This is a genomic window from Chitinophaga costaii (assembly GCF_900094705.1).
GTDB lineage: Bacteria > Bacteroidota > Bacteroidia > Chitinophagales > Chitinophagaceae > Chitinophaga > Chitinophaga costaii.
On sequence record NZ_FMAR01000016.1, the window covers coordinates 32964 to 54751 of the forward strand.

At 44.6% G+C, this 21788-nt stretch carries 19 protein-coding genes; 10 read left to right on the forward strand and 9 right to left on the reverse strand.

Annotation, left to right across the window (positions count from 1 at the left end):
- Nucleotides 1–50: 50 nt before the first annotated feature.
- From GA0116948_RS17885 to GA0116948_RS17895, 3 genes are read left to right on the forward strand one after another with little or no spacing between them, the layout of a single operon-like run.
- Nucleotides 51–281, forward strand: a complete 231-nt coding sequence (locus GA0116948_RS17885) for a 4a-hydroxytetrahydrobiopterin dehydratase (RefSeq protein WP_089714744.1) — start codon at nt 51–53, stop codon at nt 279–281.
- Between the two features lie 21 nt (nt 282–302).
- Entirely contained in the window at nt 303–2381 is a 2079-nt protein-coding gene (locus GA0116948_RS17890; RefSeq protein WP_123891856.1) for a histidine kinase, read from the forward strand.
- A 6-nt stretch (nt 2382–2387) separates the two neighbouring features.
- Nucleotides 2388–3128, forward strand: coding sequence for a LytR/AlgR family response regulator transcription factor (locus GA0116948_RS17895; RefSeq protein ID WP_089714748.1), 741 nt, complete (start codon nt 2388–2390; stop codon nt 3126–3128).
- Nucleotides 3129–3246: 118 nt separating this feature from the next.
- Here the strand turns inward: GA0116948_RS17895 and rho are convergent, their stop codons facing one another.
- A complete protein-coding gene (rho, locus tag GA0116948_RS17900) occupies nt 3247–4965 on the reverse strand; it encodes a transcription termination factor Rho (RefSeq protein ID WP_089714751.1) in 1719 nt (572 codons plus the stop codon).
- A gap of 494 nt (nt 4966–5459) precedes the next feature.
- Between rho and asnS the strand changes: the two genes are divergently transcribed.
- The 3 genes from asnS to GA0116948_RS17915 all read left to right on the forward strand — a co-directional run bounded on the left by asnS (nt 5460) and on the right by GA0116948_RS17915 (nt 8610).
- Nucleotides 5460–6899, forward strand: coding sequence for an asparagine--tRNA ligase (gene asnS, locus GA0116948_RS17905; RefSeq protein ID WP_089714754.1), 1440 nt, complete (start codon nt 5460–5462; stop codon nt 6897–6899).
- Between the two features lie 165 nt (nt 6900–7064).
- The gene (locus tag GA0116948_RS17910; RefSeq protein ID WP_089714879.1) at nt 7065–7595 is read left to right on the forward strand and encodes an ExbD/TolR family protein; all 531 of its coding nucleotides are present in this window, start codon (nt 7065–7067) and stop codon (nt 7593–7595) included.
- 58 nt (nt 7596–7653) lie between these two features.
- On the forward strand, nt 7654–8610 hold the full coding sequence (locus GA0116948_RS17915) for an isopenicillin N synthase family dioxygenase (protein WP_089714757.1): 957 nt from the start codon (nt 7654–7656) through the stop codon (nt 8608–8610).
- A 76-nt stretch (nt 8611–8686) separates the two neighbouring features.
- Here GA0116948_RS17915 and GA0116948_RS17920 read toward each other — a convergent pair whose 3' ends face one another.
- The gene (locus GA0116948_RS17920; protein WP_089714759.1) at nt 8687–9727 is read right to left on the reverse strand and encodes an alpha/beta hydrolase; all 1041 of its coding nucleotides are present in this window, start codon (nt 9725–9727) and stop codon (nt 8687–8689) included.
- A gap of 134 nt (nt 9728–9861) precedes the next feature.
- Here GA0116948_RS17920 and chrA point away from each other — a divergent pair, with 134 nt between their 5' ends.
- Nucleotides 9862–11061 (forward strand): chromate efflux transporter, encoded by a 1200-nt coding sequence (gene chrA / locus GA0116948_RS17925; RefSeq protein WP_089714761.1) that lies wholly within the window; start codon nt 9862–9864, stop codon nt 11059–11061.
- Between the two features lie 44 nt (nt 11062–11105).
- On the opposite strand, the gene GA0116948_RS17930 is transcribed toward chrA, so the two are convergent.
- Together GA0116948_RS17930 and ku are read right to left on the reverse strand one after the other, a co-directional pair.
- Nucleotides 11106–11336: a hypothetical protein gene (locus GA0116948_RS17930; RefSeq protein WP_123891857.1), complete on the reverse strand. Its 231-nt coding sequence runs from the start codon at nt 11334–11336 to the stop codon at nt 11106–11108.
- 41 nt (nt 11337–11377) lie between these two features.
- On the reverse strand, nt 11378–12187 hold the full coding sequence (gene ku / locus GA0116948_RS17935) for a non-homologous end joining protein Ku (RefSeq protein WP_089714881.1): 810 nt from the start codon (nt 12185–12187) through the stop codon (nt 11378–11380).
- Nucleotides 12188–12275: 88 nt separating this feature from the next.
- Between ku and GA0116948_RS17940 the strand changes: the two genes are divergently transcribed.
- On the forward strand, nt 12276–12629 hold the full coding sequence (locus GA0116948_RS17940; protein ID WP_089714764.1) for a hypothetical protein: 354 nt from the start codon (nt 12276–12278) through the stop codon (nt 12627–12629).
- Nucleotides 12630–12691: 62 nt separating this feature from the next.
- On the opposite strand, the gene GA0116948_RS17945 is transcribed toward GA0116948_RS17940, so the two are convergent.
- Both GA0116948_RS17945 and GA0116948_RS17950 read right to left on the reverse strand, forming a co-directional pair.
- Nucleotides 12692–13792 carry a DNA topoisomerase IB gene (locus tag GA0116948_RS17945; RefSeq protein ID WP_089714765.1) on the reverse strand — a complete coding sequence of 367 codons (1101 nt, stop codon included), beginning with the start codon at nt 13790–13792 and terminating at the stop codon, nt 12692–12694.
- 25 nt (nt 13793–13817) lie between these two features.
- Nucleotides 13818–14102, reverse strand: coding sequence for a hypothetical protein (locus GA0116948_RS17950; RefSeq protein ID WP_089714766.1), 285 nt, complete (start codon nt 14100–14102; stop codon nt 13818–13820).
- 283 nt (nt 14103–14385) lie between these two features.
- On the opposite strand from GA0116948_RS17950, the gene GA0116948_RS17955 reads away from it, so the two are divergent.
- Together GA0116948_RS17955 and GA0116948_RS17960 are read left to right on the forward strand one after the other, a co-directional pair.
- Nucleotides 14386–15813: an ATP-binding protein gene (locus tag GA0116948_RS17955; RefSeq protein WP_089714767.1), complete on the forward strand. Its 1428-nt coding sequence runs from the start codon at nt 14386–14388 to the stop codon at nt 15811–15813.
- Nucleotides 15814–15876: 63 nt separating this feature from the next.
- On the forward strand, nt 15877–17319 hold the full coding sequence (locus tag GA0116948_RS17960) for a hybrid sensor histidine kinase/response regulator (RefSeq protein ID WP_089714768.1): 1443 nt from the start codon (nt 15877–15879) through the stop codon (nt 17317–17319).
- A gap of 68 nt (nt 17320–17387) precedes the next feature.
- Here GA0116948_RS17960 and GA0116948_RS17965 read toward each other — a convergent pair whose 3' ends face one another.
- Genes GA0116948_RS17965 through GA0116948_RS17975 form a run of 3 tightly spaced genes read right to left on the reverse strand, consistent with a single transcriptional unit; the run spans nt 17388 to nt 21577 of the window.
- Complete coding sequence (locus GA0116948_RS17965; protein ID WP_089714771.1) at nt 17388–18878, reverse strand: sigma-54-dependent transcriptional regulator; 1491 nt, start codon at nt 18876–18878, stop codon at nt 17388–17390.
- 55 nt (nt 18879–18933) lie between these two features.
- Nucleotides 18934–19278, reverse strand: a complete 345-nt coding sequence (locus GA0116948_RS17970) for a response regulator (RefSeq protein WP_240619250.1) — start codon at nt 19276–19278, stop codon at nt 18934–18936.
- A 25-nt stretch (nt 19279–19303) separates the two neighbouring features.
- The gene (locus tag GA0116948_RS17975; protein ID WP_165798525.1) at nt 19304–21577 is read right to left on the reverse strand and encodes a glycosyltransferase; all 2274 of its coding nucleotides are present in this window, start codon (nt 21575–21577) and stop codon (nt 19304–19306) included.
- Nucleotides 21578–21788: the final 211 nt, after the last annotated feature.

The window sequence follows — 21788 nt, forward strand, 5'->3', positions numbered from 1 at the left end:
TCCTCCCTGAAAAGACCCGCCTTACATTTCATTGATCAATTAATTTTTGTATGTGGCAGGAAAAAGATAACCAGTTACACCGTGCATTTGTTTTTAAGGATTTCAGCCAGGCATTTGCTTTTATGACGCGCGTGGCCCTGCTGGCCGAACGGCAGGAACACCATCCTTACTGGACAAATGTTTATAATAAAGTAGACATCTACCTTCAGACACACGATGCAGGCAATATTGTCTCGGAAAAAGACTTTACATTGGCCCGTGCTATAGATGATTTGATTTAACGCAAGACCACCTTAAAAACAGTGAATCGAATCATCGCGCTCCTTACTTATCTTCTAGTGGCTGGCCAGCTTCAGGCCTCCCCCATGGCGGCAAGTGATACACTTGCGCTAGACCTGTCTGCCCCCCCTGCACAACTGGACCTCCGTCCTTATATTTTTAGCTTCGATGACGCCGGCTATACGCTGGTCTCATCCAAACTGCCCCTTGAACTTTTTATAAAGAATCCCCGCATTTTCCATCCGGATACTTTGTACAACAACCATACGCATAATGTATGGATGTATTTGCGTATACGCAATACTGCATCCGTAACCGGTCATGTTACGGTATTTGCTGGTTGGCATGATCAGATGGAATGGTATGCCCAGGATGGAATTAATCCTCCACAACATTTGATGACAACGGGTTTTATGGTGGACAATAGTAAAGACCGCTGGCATCATTACGGCTTTCTGGCCGAAGTACCAGGCGGAGCCACCCGCACCTTTTACCTGCGCATTCTTAACCGCAATCTGGCAGAACATGCTCTTATGCCCGTAGCCTTCAATGACCTTACGCTGGCGCATTTTGAGCAAAACAAACAGGTGTTTTACCAGCACCAAGCTGTGTTTATCCTGGTGCTACTGGGCATGTTATTGATATTTCTCATCACCGCCATCATCAACTACATTCAGCTTCCAGACCGTTCCTACTTATACTTTGCAGCATATATCCTGGGGCTTATTTTTTATTTTGCCCTGCGGCTGGATAACAAACCCTACCAACTGTCCTGGTTTTATCCCTGGCCCTCCCTGAAATATTATTGGGATGTACCGGCGCTACTGTTCTGCTTTTATTTCATGTACCTACTTTTTGGGAATGCCTTCCTAAACCTGCGCGAGCGTTTTCCATTTCTGGAACGGGTTTTTAAGGTGGTAAGTTTTCTGATTGTCTGCATAACGCTGGTATGCGTGGGCTTCATTGCCCAGGGCTTTTATCATATTTCCTACCGGTTATATGGTTATGTGTTTCTGGCCAGCCTGCTTCCTTCTATCAGTGTATTCATCATATTAACCCGCCGCTCCAAACATCATCCTCTCATACGCTTTTTCGTGTTTGGCGCCGTTTCGCTGAATGCTTCCTCCCTATACGCCTTTACCACGCACCTGGGAGAAAATGGCTTCTATAGCGGCACTGCCCAGCTAACAACTCCTTCCTATATCATTGTGGTAGGCATGCTGTTGCAAGCTATGTTCTTCCTGGCGGGACTAAGCTACCGCAACAAGCTAGTACACCAGGAGCGTACCAAAACCCAAGAAATGCTCATTAAACAGCTGAATAAAAACAAGGAACTGCAACGCAAACTCAATGAGCAACTGGAGGAATTGGTGAAAGAACAGACCACTGAAATACTCCGTAAAAAACAAGAACTGGAAGAACAACGTAAAATCCAGAGCGATTTTGAATATGGTAAAAAACTGGCGGAAATAGAGCTGAAGGCCATACGGGCTCAAATTAATCCTCACTTTATTTTTAATTGCCTTAATTCTATACAACTGTTTGTAATGCAGCGTGATTTTGAGCTGGCCCAAAAATATTTGTCAGATTTTTCTTATCTTATACGAAAGACTTTAGACTTTTCCCGCCGTAATTTTATTGCACTCACGGACGAGATTACGTACCTCAATACATACCTTGGCTTGGAAAAAATGCGTTTTGAGCATAAAATGGAATTTGAAATTCAGGTAGATCCAGACCTGGCAATTGCAGAATTAGAAGTTCCTTCCATGCTACTTCAGCCTTACGTTGAAAATGCTGTGAAGCACGGCATGAACAACAGTTTTCAGCCAATAGGGCATCTGATGATCAGCTTCCGGCAAACGGCTGCTGATGTGCTGGAATGTACTATTGAAGACAATGGTATAGGTATTGAAAAAACCAAGGCATTACGCACCTTACCCAAAAGCCATCAATCGTCTGGTATGGAGATAAGTTTTAACCGGGCCGAGTTGCTCAATAAAATGTTTAACACTGGCATTCAGATAGAAATCATTGACAAAGCCACACAAGATCAGCAGCACAGTGGTACCATGGTGCGCGTGCTGATACCACAACTATAGATTTTTATGATCAAGGCCATTATCATTGACGACGAACGAAACAGCAGGGACATCATTGCCCTGATGCTGGAAAGATATTGCCCTAATGTGGAGGTACTGGCGTTGGCCAATGACTGTGCCGAAGGCATAGTAAAAATAAAGGAATACCAGCCCGACCTCGTTTTCCTGGATCTTGAAATGCCCGATGGCACCGGGTTTGAAGTACTACAAGGCCTGGATGATATAAATTTTGAAGCCATTTTTGTAACGGCCTTTGAAAAAAAATTTGTGCATACCATCCGTTTTAGTGAAGTAGAGCTTATCCTAAAACCTATTGATAAAGAAAGCTTGCTACAGGCCGTAAACACGGTACAGCAGCGCATCAGCGGCCAGGTAAGCAAACAACGGTACAAGGTACTGATGGAGAATTTTCTCCAGGGCAGGCAGGAACATTGGCAACTGGTACTACCCAGCGCAACCAGTGAAATAATGACAACAATGGACGAAATATTATACCTCGAAGCGGGCCAGGAGCAGTGCATTTTCCATTTGCGCAAAGGCGCACCGGTTACGGTGGAGCGGCCCTTCCGTTATTACCTTGACTTACTGGGCAATATGCCTTTTTTTCAGATCAACAATACCCAAACAGTAAACCTCAAAGCTGTGCTGCAACTTAGTGCAGATAAGACACAGGTGGTGCTGCCTAATAATATCCGGCTGGACATGACAGACAGGCGAAGGAAAGAATTCATGAGCAAATGGAAGTAATAATTTTTTAATAATCTCCGTTGCCGGCTTCCCATGGGTTTATCTTTATTGCCAGCTACTTGCATAAAAAAGCCCGCTGATCATTGACCAGCGGGCTTTTCAATATAATACATGAAAATTATCCATTCATGGAGATCAGGAATTCTTCATTATTGCGGGTGCCTCTCATGTGTTGCAACAGGAAGTTCATCGACTCTTCGGTATTCATATCCGCCAGATGTTTGCGGAGGATGTACATGCGTTGTAGTACGTCCTTATCTAACAACAGGTCATCCCGACGGGTAGAGGATGCGGTTACGTCGATGGCTGGGAACACCCGGCGGTTAGCCAGTTTGCGATCCAGGGCCAGTTCCATATTACCAGTACCTTTAAATTCTTCAAAGATTACTTCATCCATTTTAGAGCCTGTATCAATCAGGGCGGTAGCCAGGATAGTAAGAGAACCTCCATTTTCAATTTTACGGGCAGCGCCGAAGAATTGTTTGGGTTTCTGCATAGCATTAGCTTCCACACCACCGCTCAATACCTTACCGGATGCAGGGGCAACAGTATTGTGTGCGCGTGCCAGGCGGGTAATAGAATCGAGCAGGATCACTACGTCGTGTCCGCACTCTACCAGGCGTTTGGCTTTCTGCAAAGCGATGGCAGACACCTTCACATGCTTTTCGGCTGGTTCGTCGAAAGTGGAGGCAATTACTTCTGCTCTCACACTGCGTTCCATATCGGTCACCTCTTCCGGGCGCTCGTCAATAAGCACCACCATAAGGTATACTTCAGGGTGATTGCTGGCAATGGCATTGGCCACTTCCTTTAATAGCATGGTCTTACCTACTTTGGGTTGTGCCACAATCAGTCCGCGCTGGCCTTTGCCAATAGGCGTAAAGAGATCCATCACCCGCATGGAATAATTGTTGGCGGTGGTGGTCAGGCGCATTTTTTCAAAGGGGAATAGCGGCGTTAAGTAGTCGAATGGTACGCGATCGCGTACTTCTTCGGGCTGTTTATTGTTAATGGTTTCAACCTTCAGTAAGGCAAAATATTTTTCACCTTCTTTGGGCGGACGAACAGATCCTTTTACAGAATCGCCTGTTTTAAGGCCAAATAATTTTATTTGAGAAGGCGATACATAAATATCGTCCGGGGAACTCAGGTAGTTATAATCTGAAGAGCGGAGGAAACCGTAACCATCGGGCATCATTTCCAGTACACCTTCGCTAATAATAACACCGTCGAATTCCACATTGAAAGGCAATTCCTTCTTGGGCGCGAAACGTTGCAATTTCTGCGGCACAATGGCCACTTCATCGGGCATTACGAAATCGTCATCATCCTCTTCTTCTTCCTCTATCTCGTCTTCATCTTCCACGACCGGTTCACTCTGTGGTTCTTGCTCACGCTCTACTATAGCGGCTTTGGCTGCTTGTTCATCCTCTGTAAATGCAGGTAGGATAATATCATCATCATCATCGAAAGTAAGAGAAGGAATATCAAGATCTAATTCGAGAAGTTTGGATTTGGGCTTGGGGGGAGCAGGCGCTTCTTCTTCCTTTTTAGGGGCAGGCTTGCGGCCACGCTTAGGCTTTTCTTCAGCTTGGGAATATTCTTCATGCACGCTCAGGGGTAGTTCATCTTCTTTCTTTACAACTTTCCGCTTACGCGCTTTCTTTTCTTCCCCATTATTGGCATTTGTTTCTGAGGCCATAACTGCTTGTTTATCGAGAATTTTATAAATAAGGTCTTGTTTTTCTACTTTTTTCGGGCTGGTAATTTCTAGCTTTTCGGCAATATCAAGCAACTCCGGAACGATCATATCGTTCAATTGTAAGATGTCATACATCATCTGTGTTGTCTAAATTTTTGAAGTATCATTAAGGCGGGTACTATTGCATACCATGCTCTCCGGTATCAAAATATTCTGTGTCCAATAAATGCTTTGGTTACGACTTTTTGGTAGGGAGTGAAGCAGGAACTGCTGATGAAGATGGAACGAAAAGGTGACTTATCAGACAGGTTGTATTTGCAACATTAAGACAACTTTTATAATTCACCAAAAAAAAACCGATAACAATTACCGTATGGGTTCGCTGGCAAGCAATTTATATATTATAATAATATAAATTTGTAGTAAATATCCTTCGAACGTTCACTGAATTCGTGGTATTAATAGCACAAATCTAAAATAAATATCTGATCAAAAATACGGGCCTTACCCTGCCATACATGTGCTTACACTAACTTTATCTATTTTTTAACAGATAGTGGATTCCGTTACACTATTGCTGGAGAACAATTATTTTTGCAATCCATCAATTAAAATCAAACATTTATTTTATGAGCCAAAGAGTGAAAGTAAAACAGATCCTGGCCGATGACAGGACTCATTACGCGGTAATAGTAAAAGGTTGGGTGCGGAGCTTCCGTAACAACCAGTTTATTGCAGTGAACGACGGCTCTACAAATAATAATCTGCAGGCAGTACTTGCGCTGGACAGTTTGGATGCGTCATTGCTGAAGCGCATCACCACCGGTGCCGCCATCAGCCTAAGCGGAGAGATCATCCCTTCCCTGGGCAAAGGTCAGCGCGTGGAGCTAAAGGTAGCTACCCTAGAAATACTGGGCGACTGCGACCCGGAAAAGTACCCACTACAATTAAAAAACAGGCCCAGCCTGGAATACCTGCGGGAAATTGCCCACCTGCGTTTCCGTACTAATACTTTCGGCGCAATATTCCGCGTACGTCATAGCCTGGCGTTTGCCGTGCATAAATTTTTTAACGAACGTAACTTTGTATACCTGCATACTCCTATCATCACTGCCTCCGATGCAGAAGGGGCCGGCGAGATGTTCCGCGTGTCTACCCTTGACCCGATGAACCCGCCCCTGGATGTAGATGGCAACATCGACTACTCGGAAGATTTTTTTGGCCGCGCCACCAATCTTACCGTTTCCGGTCAGTTGGAGGGTGAACTGGCAGCCATGGCTTTCGGAGACATCTACACCTTTGGCCCTACTTTCCGGGCCGAAAATTCTAATACCACCCGCCACCTTGCAGAGTTCTGGATGATTGAGCCAGAAATGGCTTTCTACGACCTGGAAGACAACATGGCGCTGGCAGAGGCTTTCGTGAAATCTGTGATTGGCTATGTGCTGGAAAACAACCGGGAAGACCTGGATTTTCTGGCTACCCGACAGGAGGAGGAAGAAAAACAGAAACCACAGGCAGAACGTAGCGATATGGGCCTGATCGAAAAGTTGGAATTTGTACTGAACAATGAGTTTCAAAAACTCACCTACACAGAGGCGATTGAGATCCTGAAAAACAGCAAACCCAATAAGAATAAAAAGTTTAGCTATATCATTGAAGAATGGGGCGCTGATCTTCAGAGTGAGCATGAACGTTATCTCGTAGAAAAACACTTTAAAAAACCAGTGATCTTAACAGATTACCCCGCAGCTATCAAAGCCTTTTATATGAAGCAGAATGAGGATGGTAAAACAGTGAGAGCTATGGATATTTTGTTTCCCGGCATCGGTGAAATGGTGGGCGGTTCCCAACGGGAAGAAAACTATGAAAAGCTGGTAAAACGCATGGAAGAAATGCACCTGCCGGTAGAAGAAATGTCGTGGTACCTGGATACCCGCCGTTTTGGTGCCTGTCCACATGCTGGCTTTGGACTTGGTTTTGAGCGCCTCATGCTCTTTGTAACCGGCATGACCAACATCCGCGATGTAATTCCTTTCCCAAGAACGCCAAAGAGTGCCGAGTTTTAGTTTTTGATCTAAATAAGATTATAAAAAAGCCGCTTCTGCTAAAACCGGAAACGGCTTTTTTGTTATTCTTCTCTCCGTCTATGGAAAAATGACCTCTTCGCGTCTTATGATCAGAAAGCGCTTTTCATCCAAATATATTTCGTATACTTTTAAAACGTTATGGTCATGGCTGAAATGAATACTAATACCCAAACCCATGCGCGGGGCGGCGGGCAGCGCAGCAAAAAACTATCTACCCGGGTAGATATGACTCCCATGGTAGACCTGGGATTTCTGCTTATTACTTTTTTCATGCTTACTACTTCCCTGGCCAAAGCCCGTGTGACGAACCTGATTATGCCGGCAAACGATGGCCAGCAAATGCCCCTGAGCGCCAGCAAGGCCCTTACTGTTTTGCTGGGGCCAGACAGTCGTATCGCTTTTTATGAAAGCAATGGCGAAGAAACTGCCCCACACCCGCAGGACATTCACACCACCACTTACGCAGAGGCCAGTGGCATAGGATCAGTCATTCGCCGCAAACAGGCACTGCTGGCTGCTGCCGGTAAGCCAGGAGAATTGATGGTACTCATTAAACCCACCACACAATCTAATTATAAAAATGCCGTGGACTTGCTGGATGAGCTGTCTATTAACCGGGTAAACCGGTATGCTTTTATGGATATCTCCACTTGGGAGGCTGGGTATTTTCAGTAGGTTGCGCATGCGTAGTATTAACTTTTCGCTATCTTAGCCCGGTAACTTTTCATGCAATATGGCACATCAACATTCCATCCCATCGATAGATCTGTCGGACTTTACTTCCGGCAATGCGCAACGCAAGGCCGCCTTCGTGGCACAGCTTGGAGAGGCTTATGAAACAGTAGGTTTTGTAGCCGTAAAGAATCATGGCATCGCTGATCAGCTCATCGCAGATCTTTACAAGTATGTACAGGACTTTTTTGCGCTTCCCTACGAAACCAAGCGCCGGTATGAAATACCTGCACTGGCCGGACAACGCGGCTACACCTCCTTTGGGAAGGAACATGCAAAAGGCTTTGATGCGCCAGACCTGAAGGAATTTTTCCAGTTTGGACAAACCGTAGAAGACAACGATCCTGTGGCAAAAGAGTACCCGAATAATGTGCAGGTAGCAGAAGTTCCATCGTTCAGCCCTACTTTTTTCCAGGCCTTCCGGGGTTTTGAAACGTCTGGTAAAGCGCTGCTACAAGCGATTGCCATTTACCTGGGGCTCGATGAATTTTATTTCGATGATAAGGTACATAACGGCAATTCTATCCTGCGTGCCATTCACTACCCACCCATCACCCAGGAGCCAGCATCTGCCATTCGCGCAGAACAGCATGAAGATATTAACCTTATCACGCTGTTGGTAGGCGCTTCCGCAGATGGATTACAAATACTGGATAAAAATAACCATTGGGTACCCGTAACCTCGCTGCCGGAGCAGATCGTGGTGAATGTAGGCGACATGCTACAACGCCTTACCAATAACCGCATGAAGAGTACCACCCATCGCGTGGTGAATCCTCCTCGGGAAAAATGGAATACCTCTCGCTACTCTATTCCTTTCTTCCTGCACCCTAAGTCTACTGTGAAGCTGGATTGCCTGGAAAGCTGTGTAGATGCAGACCATCCGCTGGCTTATGCCCCCATTACTGCCGGCGAATACCTGGACGAAAGACTGCGGGAAATTGGCCTCAAAAAATAAAATGTTTTCAGTATGCCCATAAAAAAATCCGCTGTTGTCAGCGGATTTTTTTTGATATGTATTAAGTGGAATTTAATCAATCTCTTCCCGTGCTGGCTTTACTGGTGAGCAACGGGGCGGTGTTTTTGCCTGGCAGCATGGATACTGCATTGCCACGGAGCAACGCGCTAAAATACATTTTCATGTCGTCGCTAAGTTGGAATTTACTAAAAGGGAAATTTAGAAAATAACTATGTTTCCAACCAACGTAATCGTGGAAATTAATGTAGTGCGCATTGGGTGCGCGTTGGTGTATTTTTTCGCCCAACTGGTCCTGGAAGGTAAGCAGGTGAGCGCCCTTTAACTGAATATCATTTTTGTTGTAATGAATGTAGATGTTACCGGCAAAACGGATATCTTTCACCCAGGCGATATGATCGCGTTGTGGCACACAGGCCGCGTTGATGACTACATTATCTACAAATGGATAACTGTTTAACGCCGTATAATGTTGTGTCAGCATCATTTGTCGCAGGATGATGTTGCCCATACTGTGAAAAAACAAGGTTAACCTTTCTCCCGAAATCCAGGGAGCATTTGCTTCGCGGGCAGCCTGGAAATCTTTCATCAGTGTAAAATATTGGCCTGCCGAAATGCGGGCATTGGTCCTGGCAAACTTAAAATTTTTAGCCGGCTTAAAAGTGGTGTTGATCGATGAATAATCAAACATTACCACATTTACCCCATATTGTGTAGTCATCAGGTAGGCACGCTCCACGTTGTTCGTAAAAATTTTCCCCATCCCTTCGGCATACACAACGATGTCGCGCCGGATGGGCAATAGTTCCATGGCATCGCTGAGAGAAGTGGTTTGAAATACCTGCCATTGGGGCCCCTGTTTGCGGAGGAAAAAATAATTTAAATGAGAGGTATCCACATATTCATCCAGAAAGCGCAGGCTGTCGCGCAGGAAATGACGGTTGCTAACAAAAACCAGGCAGGTGTCGTTCGCTCCAGGCTGTGGCACTGTGTCCTGCATGGAAAAACGAGACCAGCCAGTATCGCTATTATAACCCCCATGCTGTGCATTTGTAATAATAGGTAAGCATAATATCAAAGCCAGGAGTATGCATTTCATCAGAGCCGGTTTGGATTTATCTTAAATACAGGCGGATATTTAACGAAGGGAAAAACTTATCAATTAGTTGCAAGGATTATGCCCTATTTTTACATGGCAAACCAAATTATTGGCAGCCGGCATAACTAACCTAAGTGTTCCATCGTCATACGTCCTTTTTAAAAGCCGTTTTTTTCCACAGCATCACCGCTTATGGTGGCCCACAAGGTCACTTAGCGATGATGATGAAAACATTTGTACAGCAACGTAAGGATGTTACCCCCGAAGAGTTGATGGAATACAATGCTTTTTGCCAGTTACTGCCGGGTGCTTCCTCCAGCCAGACGCTCACCCTCATTGGTTATAAGCGTGGAGGGGTTCCACTGGCTGTTATTACCTTGCTGATCTGGATTACGCCTGCCTGTGTGATGATGGGGGCTTTAAGTTTTCTGCTGCAATATTTCGACAAGCGGGCGCTTTCCATCGATATTTTTAAGTACGTACAGCCTATGGCGGTGGGCTTCCTGGCTTATGGCAGCGTACGGGCTTACCGCATCAGCATTGGCAGCCTAGCCACTTTGATGATCATGGCCATAAGTATGCTGATCATGTTTTTCCTGCGCTCGCCCTGGACTTTCCCTTGTCTGATCCTGCTGGGTGGGCTGATCTCCAATTTCAGTAATAAGCGTATCCCTGACTTCGACGAAAGGCCAAAGAAAATACAATGGACTAACATCTGGTTGTTTGTACTACTATTTGTCTTGGCGGGGGTGATGTCTGAATATGCGCGCACGCATGAATGGCTTACCCGTAGGCCTTTTAATCTATTTGAAAACTTTTACCGCTTTGGCAGCCTGGTATTTGGAGGCGGCGACGTATTAATTGCCATGATGTTGGAACAATATGTATCCCGGGGCAAAACACAGTTCCTCAATGCTGAGGAATTGCTTACGGGCGCAGGCATCATGCGGGCATTGCCAGGTCCCACTTTTTCAATTTCCGCTTATGTGGGCGGCATGGTGATGCGCAGCATGGGGCCGGGCTTCCAGCTGCTGGGTTGCATGTTGGCACCTATAGCTATCTTTTTACCCAGCTTGCTGCTGGTACTTTTCTTTTTCCCTATCTGGCAGAATTTAAAGAAACATGTGATCATCTACCGCGCCTTGGAGGGGATCAATGCGGTAGTGGTAGGCGTGATGTGGGCAGCCACCTTAATTCTGCTGCTAGCCATTGCCAAACCCATGCTATGGTACAATCTTATCATACCAGCCTGTGTATTGCTGTTACTTAGCTTCACCAAAATACCGGGTCCTGTAATTGTACTGGCATGCCTGATCATGGGATGGCTATTGTAACACCGCAGTGTACTAACATTATTTCCCAAACCTATTTAATAATTTTAATGAGAGGCAGCGCCTAGTCCGCCAGCCGGACTGGTATATTGATGTTGTCCCCAACGGCTCCATCCGCTATCCTGGCCGGTATGTTTTAAATGTTCTTCCGCCAGATCTGCATCGTATTGTGTAGAATTCTTTTTACGCAATGACCATATCATCCATGCCACCGCACCACCAGCCAGCACTAGTAATATCATGGAAGAGGCCATTTTTCCCGGAACATATTTTCTCATAGCATCTGCTTTAAAGAAAGGACGCAAACACTATTCCACAACTAGGAAGCGCGCTTGCGGGTAGTAGTTGCGCCCCTAGATGTGTTGCGGGCGCTGCCAATGCTGGCCTTCAACTGGCTCAGCAAATCGTTGCTGCTGGTGTGAACGATCTTTAGTTTTTTCACCACCGGCTTCTTACCGCTGGCCTTGGCTTTCACTATTTTCAACAGTTCCGCGCGGTATTCATTTTTGTATTGGGCTATATCAAAGGGAGCGCTGTATTGTTTAACTAATGCAATGGCCATATCCAATTCTTTTTTCCCAATTTTAGTAGCGCCGTCGGGGAGGCTTAATTCATCTGGTTTGCGCACGTCTTCATCAAAGCGTAGTTGCTGCAACAACAAATGATTTTCGCGGGGCCTTAGTACGGCCAGGTGTTCAGTACTGCGTAATACAAACCGGGCAAGGCCCACCTTCCCAGTTTTCTCCAGCGTCTGCAACAATAATTCGTAGGCTTTGGCCCCCGATTTTTCCGGCTCTATAAAATAAGGCGTATCATAATAAATATCATCGATATCACCTTGATCTGCGAAAGATTCTATTTCAATCATTTTACTTTTCTTAGGAGCAGCCTGCTCAAAATCTTCATCTTCCAGGATTACATATTCATCATTATAGAGATACCCTTTCACAATGTTTTCCCAGGGTACTTCCTTTCCTGTATTTTCATTAACACGGTGAAATTTTATATGCGCATGATCCCGCTTATCTAGCATGTCAAGGTCCAGTCGACTTTCGGAAACGGCACTGTACAATTTGATGGGAATGTTCACCAGCCCGAAGCCGATGGTGCCAGACCATATTGCTCTCATAGTTAAAACGTTTAGGTGAATTTTTATTCCAAACAGCATGCCATGGGGTGGCATAATTGTTGGGTTCATTCTTTTAAAATCATACTTTATGGAAGCATACAAACCAGGTATAATGACCACACTTTCTGCCGTAATGGAAAAGATGCGTAAAAATGGCTTCGACCATGAATTGAAAATGAGTGACCATGGCAGGATGCAATCTGCAGATACCCAGAAAATATACAACCCGGACGAATTAACCATCATTAAAACATACCGTTTTGAAGGCGAGTCCGATCCGTCTGATTCTTCTATTTTGTACCTACTGGAAGACAAGGATGGCGATAAAAGCTATTTATTAGACGCATATGGGACCTACAGTACCCATGATGAGGCTGGGTTTGATGAGTTTATGCAAAAAATACCTGTGGAAGACCGGGAAGATCAGCTGTTATTTGGTTAAAAGGATTGCAATCTTCCATCGCCTAATAGCGGATATATCATCCGTTTTGTGCCATATTGAGCTTAGTTCGAAATAAGTTTTCGCCTGTTTTTTTTATTTCTTACCAGGTCTTTCAAAAATTGAAGTAATACTTTCTCATCATTATGAAAAGCTCCCTTATCAGATCTATTACGCTGTAATCTTAGAAATTCCAGGTAAGGATTTAGCAATCCCTCTTCATAACTGCTAATCAGTTGGGGATGGATGTAATATTTTTTGCTTACTGCACGGGTATTGCCCAGCTTAGCAGCCACCCCATCTATGATAAATAACACATTGCGTTTGCATTCACTGGCAGTATGAAATGGTTCCAGGTCTGCCAGCAAATTGAGAGCATGTAATGTGCCGGCCCAGGTACGGAAGTCTTTGGCGCTGAAATCCTCCCCGGTATGAGTACGTAGAAATTCATTTATATCACCGCTATCCAGGCAGCGATGTTCTCCATTTTCGCAATAATATTGGAACAAGTCCTGCCCGGGAATATCCTTCACTCTTCGCAGTAGCCTTGTAAGGGAGGAATGTTTTAACGCAATTTTATGCTGCACCCCTTTTTTACCTTTAAAATTAAAAAATGCTATACTGCCCTGGAAAGTTACGTGATTATTGTGCAGGGTAGTGAGTCCATGCGATCCATATAATTTTTCATACGCGTTATTACCAACACGAATCAATGTTTCCTCCATTACACTGATCGCAATAGCAATTACCTTTTCTTTATCCAATTGGTGATGATGCAACGCATGTTTCAACTGTTTGCGAAGCTGCGGTAGTATTTCACCAAAATGCAGGAGCCGGTGATACTTGGTTTCACTGCGCACCTCGGCCCAACGCATATGATAGCGGTATTGCTTACGGCCTGCAGCGTCTATGCCGGTAGCCTGCAAATGACCATTAGCATACGGGCATATCCACACCTGCTTCCAGGCTGGCGGCAGTACCAGCCCACCAATGCGGTGCAAGGTGTTTTCATCTTTAATTACAGCTCCGTGTGTGTCCAGATAGCGAATTCCGGAGGCGCGCATCACGCGTGTGAAACCTGGTTGGTTGCCCCGAACATAACGCAATTTTGCCGTATGTGCCAGGGCCACAGGATCATGATTATCCGTTAGTGACTTCGCCTCCATTAAAAAATTTTACTTTAAAAGGTGCTTAATACCGAATGTTAGGGAAAGGGAAACGGTCTTTAAGTAACCTCCCTTGTGGATTGTAATCTTGGGTTGGTCCCAACTTTTCATCTGCCAGCGCATTATCTTCGTCATTCGGGCTACTGGGTGTACGTTTAATATCGTGATCAGGCACTTCATTCGGCAAGCCGGGCTGCATAGGCAATGGCTGCGGAGCTGGTGGCTGGATAGGTGGTTGAATATCGGGCTGCTGCGGTTGTGGCGTCATTGGTTGTTCCGGATCATGACCGGGTTGTAGGATCGATTCCATAAAAATAAATTTAAAACGTGAGCAATATAAAAGAGCGCATCATGGTAAACGGTGGAACTATTGCTATAGTAAGTTGTCCTTTACAACTTAAAAGACAAAGTTCATTCCACGTAGCACGCATCAGTAGAAGGCCACTAACAAGGCTAAAATTGTAGAAAGATATCCACGGAAAAAGCCATTGGTAGCCAAAAATGAAAGTATTCGCAGCAAATTCATCTATCAGAATTCATTTCTGCCTTTAAATTGGTAATTTGGTAATGCGCTGTTCAAAAAGAATAAAGGAATGCATTCTGCTGTCCATAAAAAAATTAAACTGGGGTTTTATATTGCTTTCACCATCATGGTTGGAGCGGCTATTTCTTCTTATTTAATTGCCATTAACTTGACCAACAACGCAATCCGGCTCAATCGCTCTATAGAAATCTCCAAGCGCTTAGAAGTTATTCATGCCGAATTGAAGGAGGCGCAAGCTGCTATAGCGTGCTTTAGCATTACGCGCGATTCTAATTTCCTGCATCCGAGCTTGCAGGAACGTATCACCGGGATTGAAAATCAATATAGGCAATTGCACCATTTAACGGCGAAAGATACCGCGCAGCAGCACCACTTGGACACGTTAAAAGATTTGTTATACACCAAATACACACAACTCTTACTAAATACCCGGACAGACACCCTCAAAGGGAAAAGCCAGGTGAATTATCTAATTAATAAAGACAGCGGGCGCATTGAGAGTAAGATCCGCGATATGGAGTATCGCGAAAATCAGCAGCTAGCTGAAAAATCGGCACTGTTTAATTTTTTCTCTTCCCTGTGGCTACCTGTGATTTTTGTGACCTCTCTGCTGGCCATCATTATCTGCGTGTATGCCTTCGTGTTGCTGAATAAAGAATACCGGCTACAACTTCATATCGACGACCGTCTTAAACAATACCAGCACGAACTCCAGCAACATATCACGCTACTTGCTACCTCTAACCAGGAGTTAGAACAATTTGCCTATGTAGCCTCTCACGACTTGCAAGAGCCCTTACGCAAAATAGCTACCTTCAGCGACCGGCTGCAGGGGAAATATGGCCCTCTGTTACCTACAGACGGGCTGGAACTATTAGGCCGCATGCACAGCGCCGTGAGCCGTATGCGGATTTTAATTAATGATCTCCTCGCATTTTCGCGGGCAGGACGCTTGTCGCCAGCGAATTTTTCGCAAGTAGATTTCAACCAAATATTACAAGAAGTGAAGAGCGACCTGGAACTGGCCATTCAGGAAAAAAATGTAAGCATTCACTGTGACCACCTCCCTACGCTTTCTGGCCAAGCCACGGCCTTGCACCAGCTCTTCTTTAATTTGCTGAGCAACGCCATTAAATTTGCCGCCCCCAACCGCCCGCTGGCAGTAAACATCACTTGCAAAATAGTGCGGGGTAGGGATTTGCAAAACTTAATGAAAAACCTCAGTCCGCAGGAAGATTACTACAGCATCAGCGTGGAAGACAACGGGATCGGGTTTGAACAGGAATATGCAGAACGCATTTTCTTGCTTTTCCAGCGCCTACACGGCGTGAGCGAATATGCCGGCACCGGCATTGGGCTTGCTATTTGCAAGAAGATCGTAGAAGGCCATCAAGGAGCTATCCAGGCCTTTGGTACACTGGGAGAAGGCGCACGTTTTGAAATATTATTGCCATTGAAACAATCTGTATATGCTTAAATAATACCTGCCATAAAAGATTAGCATCCTTATTGCAATTGCTCAATTACCGAATAATTCCATATGACAGACAAACCGATCCATATCTTAATGGTAGATGACGACGAGGACGATTTTTTCCTCGTGAGTGAACTACTTCAGGACATCTCACCCGCACAATACAATATTGAATGGGCCTCCACTTATGCCAAAGGCCTGGAAGAGATTGAACAAAAACGACACGATATTTATCTGATCGATTATCGCCTGGGACCATACACCGGGATCGATATCCTGCATCATTTCCAGCAGCTTCATTATAAAGCCCCGGTAATTATGCTAACCGGCAAAGGCGATTACAACATCGATAAAGAAGCAATGGAGGCGGGTGCCAGCGATTATCTGGTAAAAGGAGAGATTAGTCCGGCCATGCTGGAACGCTCTGTGCGTTATGCACTGGACGAATTTAATCACCTGCGCACCCTGGAAAGCAGCGAGAAAAAATACTACGGGGTTTTTGAAAAGGCGCACGACCTTATCCTGCTGGCAGACCGTAACAAGCAAATCATCGATGCCAACCCCGCCGCCCTGCGTGTGCTGGAATACAGCAAAGAAGATTTATTGCAAATGAATCTGCAATCCTTATTTCTCCACTCCGACCAGAGCAATTTTTTCATGGCCCACATTGGCGATGAAAGTATAACTGGGCAGGTAGAATATAACTTTAGTACCCGGCTTGGAAAAAAACTTATTGTGCTGGCTAATGGTGTTATGCTGGATGAGCAGGAGCAAACATTTCTCTGTGTAGCACAAGACATCACCGATAAAAAGCAAAAAGAACTAGAACGCTCTCAACAGGAGAAATTTGCCATTACTGGCCGCATTGCCCGCGTCATAGCACATGAGGTTCGCAATCCCCTTACTAATATACTACTGGCCGTCAGCCAGTTTAAACAGGGAGAATTGCCCACCTACGATGAAAATCTGCTGTATGTGGATATTATTGAGCGCAATTGTACCCGCATTAACCAGCTTATTACGGAACTGCTGCACAGCACGCGTATGAGCGAAATGAATATGCAATATTATATTGTCAATGACCTGGTGAAAAAAACCCTGCAACAGGCGGCCGACCGTTTGCAGCTAAATGAAATTATGGTTCACCAGAACTTCATGCTAAGCGATGCCCTCGTAATGGTTGATGAAGAAAAAATTCTCATTGCATTACTAAATATTGTGATTAATGCCATTGAGGCCATGACACCAGGGAAAGGCATTCTTTCCGTGGCCACAGAACTTCACGGTGATAAAGTATACATTACCATCACCGACAACGGCGCCGGCATTCCGGAAGCTAACAAGGCCCGTCTTTTTGATCCTTTCTTTACAAATAAACCTAAAGGCACCGGCCTGGGGCTTACCAGCACCCAGAATATCATTATCAATCACAAAGGCGCTGTTCATGTAGAAAGCGAAGAAGGTAAGGGTACTACATTCCAGATTTCTTTCCCGGTTCATGACCAATAGCCTACTTACAATACATCCCCTGTTACCAACAGTAGCAACAGGGGATGTATCAGTATACAAGTAAATGCTTAGTAGTTGATGTTAAGCAAACGGAGTTTGTTATACAACGTTTTACGGTCAATATTGAGCAGTTGGGCCGCCTTGGTTTTGTTGTATTTCACTTCTTTAAGTACATTAATAATCTTATTATACTCTGCCTGAAGTGCTACCGTTTTTAAGTCGTTATCCTTAGCCATCTGCACCAATTCTTCTACCTGGTCTTCTACAAAATGTTGGGTGAAAGACTCTTTCATTTCCAAAGGCAGGGTACTCATGGTAATTTCTTCGCCCTGTGGAGTGAGCAGGCAGGCGCGACGAATCACGTTCTTTAATTCACGGATATTGCCAGGCCAATTGTATTTCTTAAAACATTCCCATACTTCTGGTGAAATATGGCCTGTTTGTTTTTGCAATTCTTTTTCCACCTGGCGCACAAATGCGGTTACAAACAATTGTATATCCTCATAACGTTCGCGCAATGGCGGAATGTAAATCGTAAACTCATTGAACCGGTGAAACAAATCTTCCCTGAAACGTCCTTTCTGTACAGATTCTGACAGTTTTTCGTTCGACGCTACGATGATGCGCACATCAATAGGAATTTCTTTCATACTGCCTACACGACGAATTTGTTTTTCCTGTACAACGCGCAATAGTGCCACCTGTATTTCATAGGAAAGATTTGCAATTTCATCCAAGAATAAAGTGCCGCCCTGAGCTTGTTCAAACGCACCTATCTTGGTGTTAATAGCACCCGTGAAAGATCCTTTCTCATGGCCAAAAAGCTCGCTGGCAGCCAGCTCTTTGGATAGGCTCCCGCAATCCAGCGCCACAAAAGGCTGCCCCCTGCGTTTGCTATGCTGATGAATAAGTTGCGCCACAGATTCCTTACCAGTACCTGTCTCACCAAAGATAATAACACTGTAATCAGTTGGTGCCACTAGATTTATTTGGCGATACAATTCTTTGGCAGAACTACTGTCTCCATAAACATACTTTTCATCACGACGGTGGTCCAGCGCTTCTGAAGCCGGCTCCTTGACATCAGTCCCGGAATGCCCAGTAACGGATGCAGCTGCTGCCGCTGGAGCATTTGTTTTCAATGGTACACTACCTGGTAGCGGGGGAAGGTTGTTACCATACTGCTCTTTCACTGATTCCTGATGAACAAATGCTTTATGAATAAGATTGAGTATCTCATCCGGATATAAAGGTTTAGAAATGTAATCGTAAGCGCCGTTTTTCACCATTTCCACCGCCACGCGTACATCCGTATATCCTGTAATAATAATCACAATTGTTTGCGGACTCAATACGCGGATATCCTGCAATAATTGCGCGCCATCGGTGTCCTTTAGCCGGTAGTCGCACAGTGCCAGATCATACGTTTTTTCTTTCATCATTTTCAGTGCAGTAGCACCAGACATAGTAGTATCCACCCTAAACCCATGCTTGCTTAAAAATTTGCTGAGTAAAGTGCAGATGTTTATTTCATCATCAATGATAAGAATGTTCTTCATAATTTACATAATTGGCGATGGCCATTAAATGAACGAATATATACTTTGGAGTTAATTAACTTTTAATGTTGTTGATCAATTCATCCAGGTTCTTTACACTGAATGGTTTAGCAAGGAAATAAGAAGCACCTGTGGCTAGTGCCTGTTGCCTTTCTGGACCGGTATCATATGCGCTAATGGTAATGACCGGTAGGTTGGGACATTGTTTTTTAATACCGGGAAGTGCATCTAATCCTGAACCATCCGGTAAGTTAATATCCAGGAATAATATATCTGGCTTTTGATCTTTCAAGCATTTCAATCCTTCCGACAAACTGTTTACATATCTCACCTGGTAACCATGTCTTACTAAGCTCAATTGCAAAAGCCGACAAATATCTTGTTCATCATCGATGATCAAGATAGACTCACTCTTTTCGCTATGATTAGTTAAGGCTGAGATATAGTGGTGGTCTTGCCTCGGTATTTTTTGATGCAACATATATTTGCTTATTCCATTGTTCCATTAATAAACGGGCCATTAAATAGCATACGGTAGACTCAGCACCCTGATTTTGGTTCACACTACTTGTTTCCAACCCATCATAACATCCGTAAGTCAATGGATTGTATATAACTTGCCTCAGATGATTGTTACCAAGGTACCAGCTAAAAGCGATACGCATCTTTTCCAGATAAGCGGCATTTGCCGTGGCATCATAGAAAGTTTGTAAGGTGAACATGGTGTATGCAATCTCGATTGGTTGTTCTCCTCCTTCTGAACTATGGTCTACCCCATGCTGATGAAACCAATTGCGGTTGTTAATAACTTTCATATAACGTTCCCGGAACGTTTTACTGCATAGGAATTCAAAACTTTGTTCTGCAATGTGTTTATAAGCAGCTTTACCTGTAATCATCCACGCCATCATCATCGCTTCCGGCAGTACAGCATTTCCGTAGGTAAGACAAGGTTCGTACCACTTCCATTGATCATCATGCGCATTGGTATAGAATTTTTGCAGTCGGGTGGCAAGCTTGCTCAACAAGCCGACTACCGTACGGGAGCGCTCATACTGAAGATAATAATGCAAACCTTTGATTGCAAAAGCAATAGCTCTAGGACTATTGAGGCTTTCTATCCAGGTAAAGCAATTACGTATATATAAATAAGCCTGTTTTACAAGAGAAGTAGGTAAGTGCTGGTATTGCGACATCAAGTAACCTAGAGCCCATACGGCCCGCCCATTACTATCCTCCAGGTTACATCCCTCATTATCACCAGTAAACTGGTGGTTTACATCCACATAATTCAGGAAGCGGAAATCTGGCTGTTGACAAAAACCAATGAAATTCAGGTATTTATGCGCCAAATTTAGAACATAACGGTTAGTTTCAAAATATTTAGAATACATGCACATGGTGATAAGTGCACGGGCGTTATCATCCAGCGTATAGCCAGAAGAAGGATCGGGCACATCGAATTTGGCAAACTGTATCATCCCAAATTCGTCGGTAAGGCGGTCTGCATGGTCCAAGTATACAGGAGGTAGATTAGGCATCATTACCTGCTTTTCCCGTTGTATGTCCTGGTACATGGCCATGTGCGCCAAAGCTACATTTTCCCAGATGGATGGTCTAGTTTTTTCAATGGCTTGCTTACGCATGGAAGCGCGTAGGGCATCATCGCCCAGCAGCTTAATAGCAGCGGTAGCCAGTTGCTCATGATTATTAAAGTCAATAAGAAATCCGCAGCTTTCGTCCAGCATTTCCCTGGCCTGTACAAAGGAGGTAGCAATTACCGGGCAGCCGGCGCTCATGGCGTAAACAAAGGTGCCACTTACTGCCTGGTCTGGATCAATCGATGTAAATAAATAAATGTCGGTGATAGCCAGGTAGTCCAGCAGGTTTTCCAGTGTTAAGTAACTGTTCACAAAACGCACCTGGTTTTCCAGACCACTTTCCTTGATTAAGTCTTGCAGTCGTTCGCGATAGCGCTCCCCCTCACGGGCAAGGATAGTAGGATGCGTTTTACCAAGAATAAGATATACTGCATCAGGAAATTGAGCCGCAATTTTTTTCATAGCACGTATGCCCGTTTCCAGCCCCTTATTTTCACTCAGCAGGCCAAAGGTGGAAAGCACTTTTTTCCCTTGGAGACCTAAACGTTTCTTCACCGTCTCTCTGTCTGAAATAATATGGGCGTGAGTTCCATGCGGAATGTGTACTATCTTTTCTGCAGGGAGATGGTAGGTTCCAATAAGTATATCGGCCGAAGTTTGGGTCATAACCGTCACTTTCGATGCTAGGGCACCGATAAGACTCACTGTTTTCAGGCATTTCTGATCCGGGTTGGGGAGCACTGTATGGAAGCGTACGATAAAGGGTTTATCCAACAAGGACAAAAGGCCTAGCAGGTGATGGCCATAATCGCCACCATATAATCCAAATTCGTGTTCTATACAAACAATGTCTATGTCAGGATTTGCATTAATTGTATGGGCCATTTCAACACAACTTTCTGCATTGTGTGCATTTAGTGTGTAGCGTACCGGAGATTCATACACCACTGGTACACCTGGTTCCAACAGGGCACAAATTTCTATCTTTAATTGTCCGGCAAAGGTTTTATGCATTGCATTCACCAAATCCTGGGCAAATGTGGCAATCCCGCACTGGCGTGTTGGGTAAGAAGTGATAAAAAGCAAGGTTTTGTTCATAATACATAATTTTCGGTCACACACCCTGGCCATTGTTTCTCTTCGTTTCTCGAAATAGTTAGGAGCTGGCAGTTTTGGGGAGGTAACTTCAAATATCAATCCAGCCAGCGGTTAGGGTCGGAGCTTGAAAGAACGTTTAAGTAAATGTAGAAAAAATTCCACAACTTTTGTTGTTTTTCCTTCCACTATCTACCCGAAAATTTATGCAGCG

Coding starts and splice junctions, on each gene's coding strand:
- GA0116948_RS17885 (WP_089714744.1), top strand. CDS start 51: ATGTGGCAGGAAAAAGATAACCAGTTACACCGTGCATTTGTTTTTAAG.
- GA0116948_RS17895 (WP_089714748.1), top strand. CDS start 2,388: ATGATCAAGGCCATTATCATTGACGACGAACGAAACAGCAGGGACATC.
- rho (WP_089714751.1), bottom strand. CDS start 4,965: ATGTATGACATCTTACAATTGAACGATATGATCGTTCCGGAGTTGCTT.
- asnS (WP_089714754.1), top strand. CDS start 5,460: ATGAGCCAAAGAGTGAAAGTAAAACAGATCCTGGCCGATGACAGGACT.
- GA0116948_RS17910 (WP_089714879.1), top strand. CDS start 7,065: ATGGCTGAAATGAATACTAATACCCAAACCCATGCGCGGGGCGGCGGG.
- GA0116948_RS17915 (WP_089714757.1), top strand. CDS start 7,654: ATGGCACATCAACATTCCATCCCATCGATAGATCTGTCGGACTTTACT.
- GA0116948_RS17920 (WP_089714759.1), bottom strand. CDS start 9,727: ATGAAATGCATACTCCTGGCTTTGATATTATGCTTACCTATTATTACA.
- GA0116948_RS17930 (WP_123891857.1), bottom strand. CDS start 11,336: ATGAGAAAATATGTTCCGGGAAAAATGGCCTCTTCCATGATATTACTA.
- ku (WP_089714881.1), bottom strand. CDS start 12,187: ATGAGAGCAATATGGTCTGGCACCATCGGCTTCGGGCTGGTGAACATT.
- GA0116948_RS17940 (WP_089714764.1), top strand. CDS start 12,276: ATGGAAGCATACAAACCAGGTATAATGACCACACTTTCTGCCGTAATG.
- GA0116948_RS17945 (WP_089714765.1), bottom strand. CDS start 13,792: ATGGAGGCGAAGTCACTAACGGATAATCATGATCCTGTGGCCCTGGCA.
- GA0116948_RS17950 (WP_089714766.1), bottom strand. CDS start 14,102: ATGGAATCGATCCTACAACCCGGTCATGATCCGGAACAACCAATGACG.
- GA0116948_RS17955 (WP_089714767.1), top strand. CDS start 14,386: ATGCATTCTGCTGTCCATAAAAAAATTAAACTGGGGTTTTATATTGCT.
- GA0116948_RS17960 (WP_089714768.1), top strand. CDS start 15,877: ATGACAGACAAACCGATCCATATCTTAATGGTAGATGACGACGAGGAC.
- GA0116948_RS17965 (WP_089714771.1), bottom strand. CDS start 18,878: ATGAAGAACATTCTTATCATTGATGATGAAATAAACATCTGCACTTTA.
- GA0116948_RS17975 (WP_165798525.1), bottom strand. CDS start 21,577: ATGAACAAAACCTTGCTTTTTATCACTTCTTACCCAACACGCCAGTGC.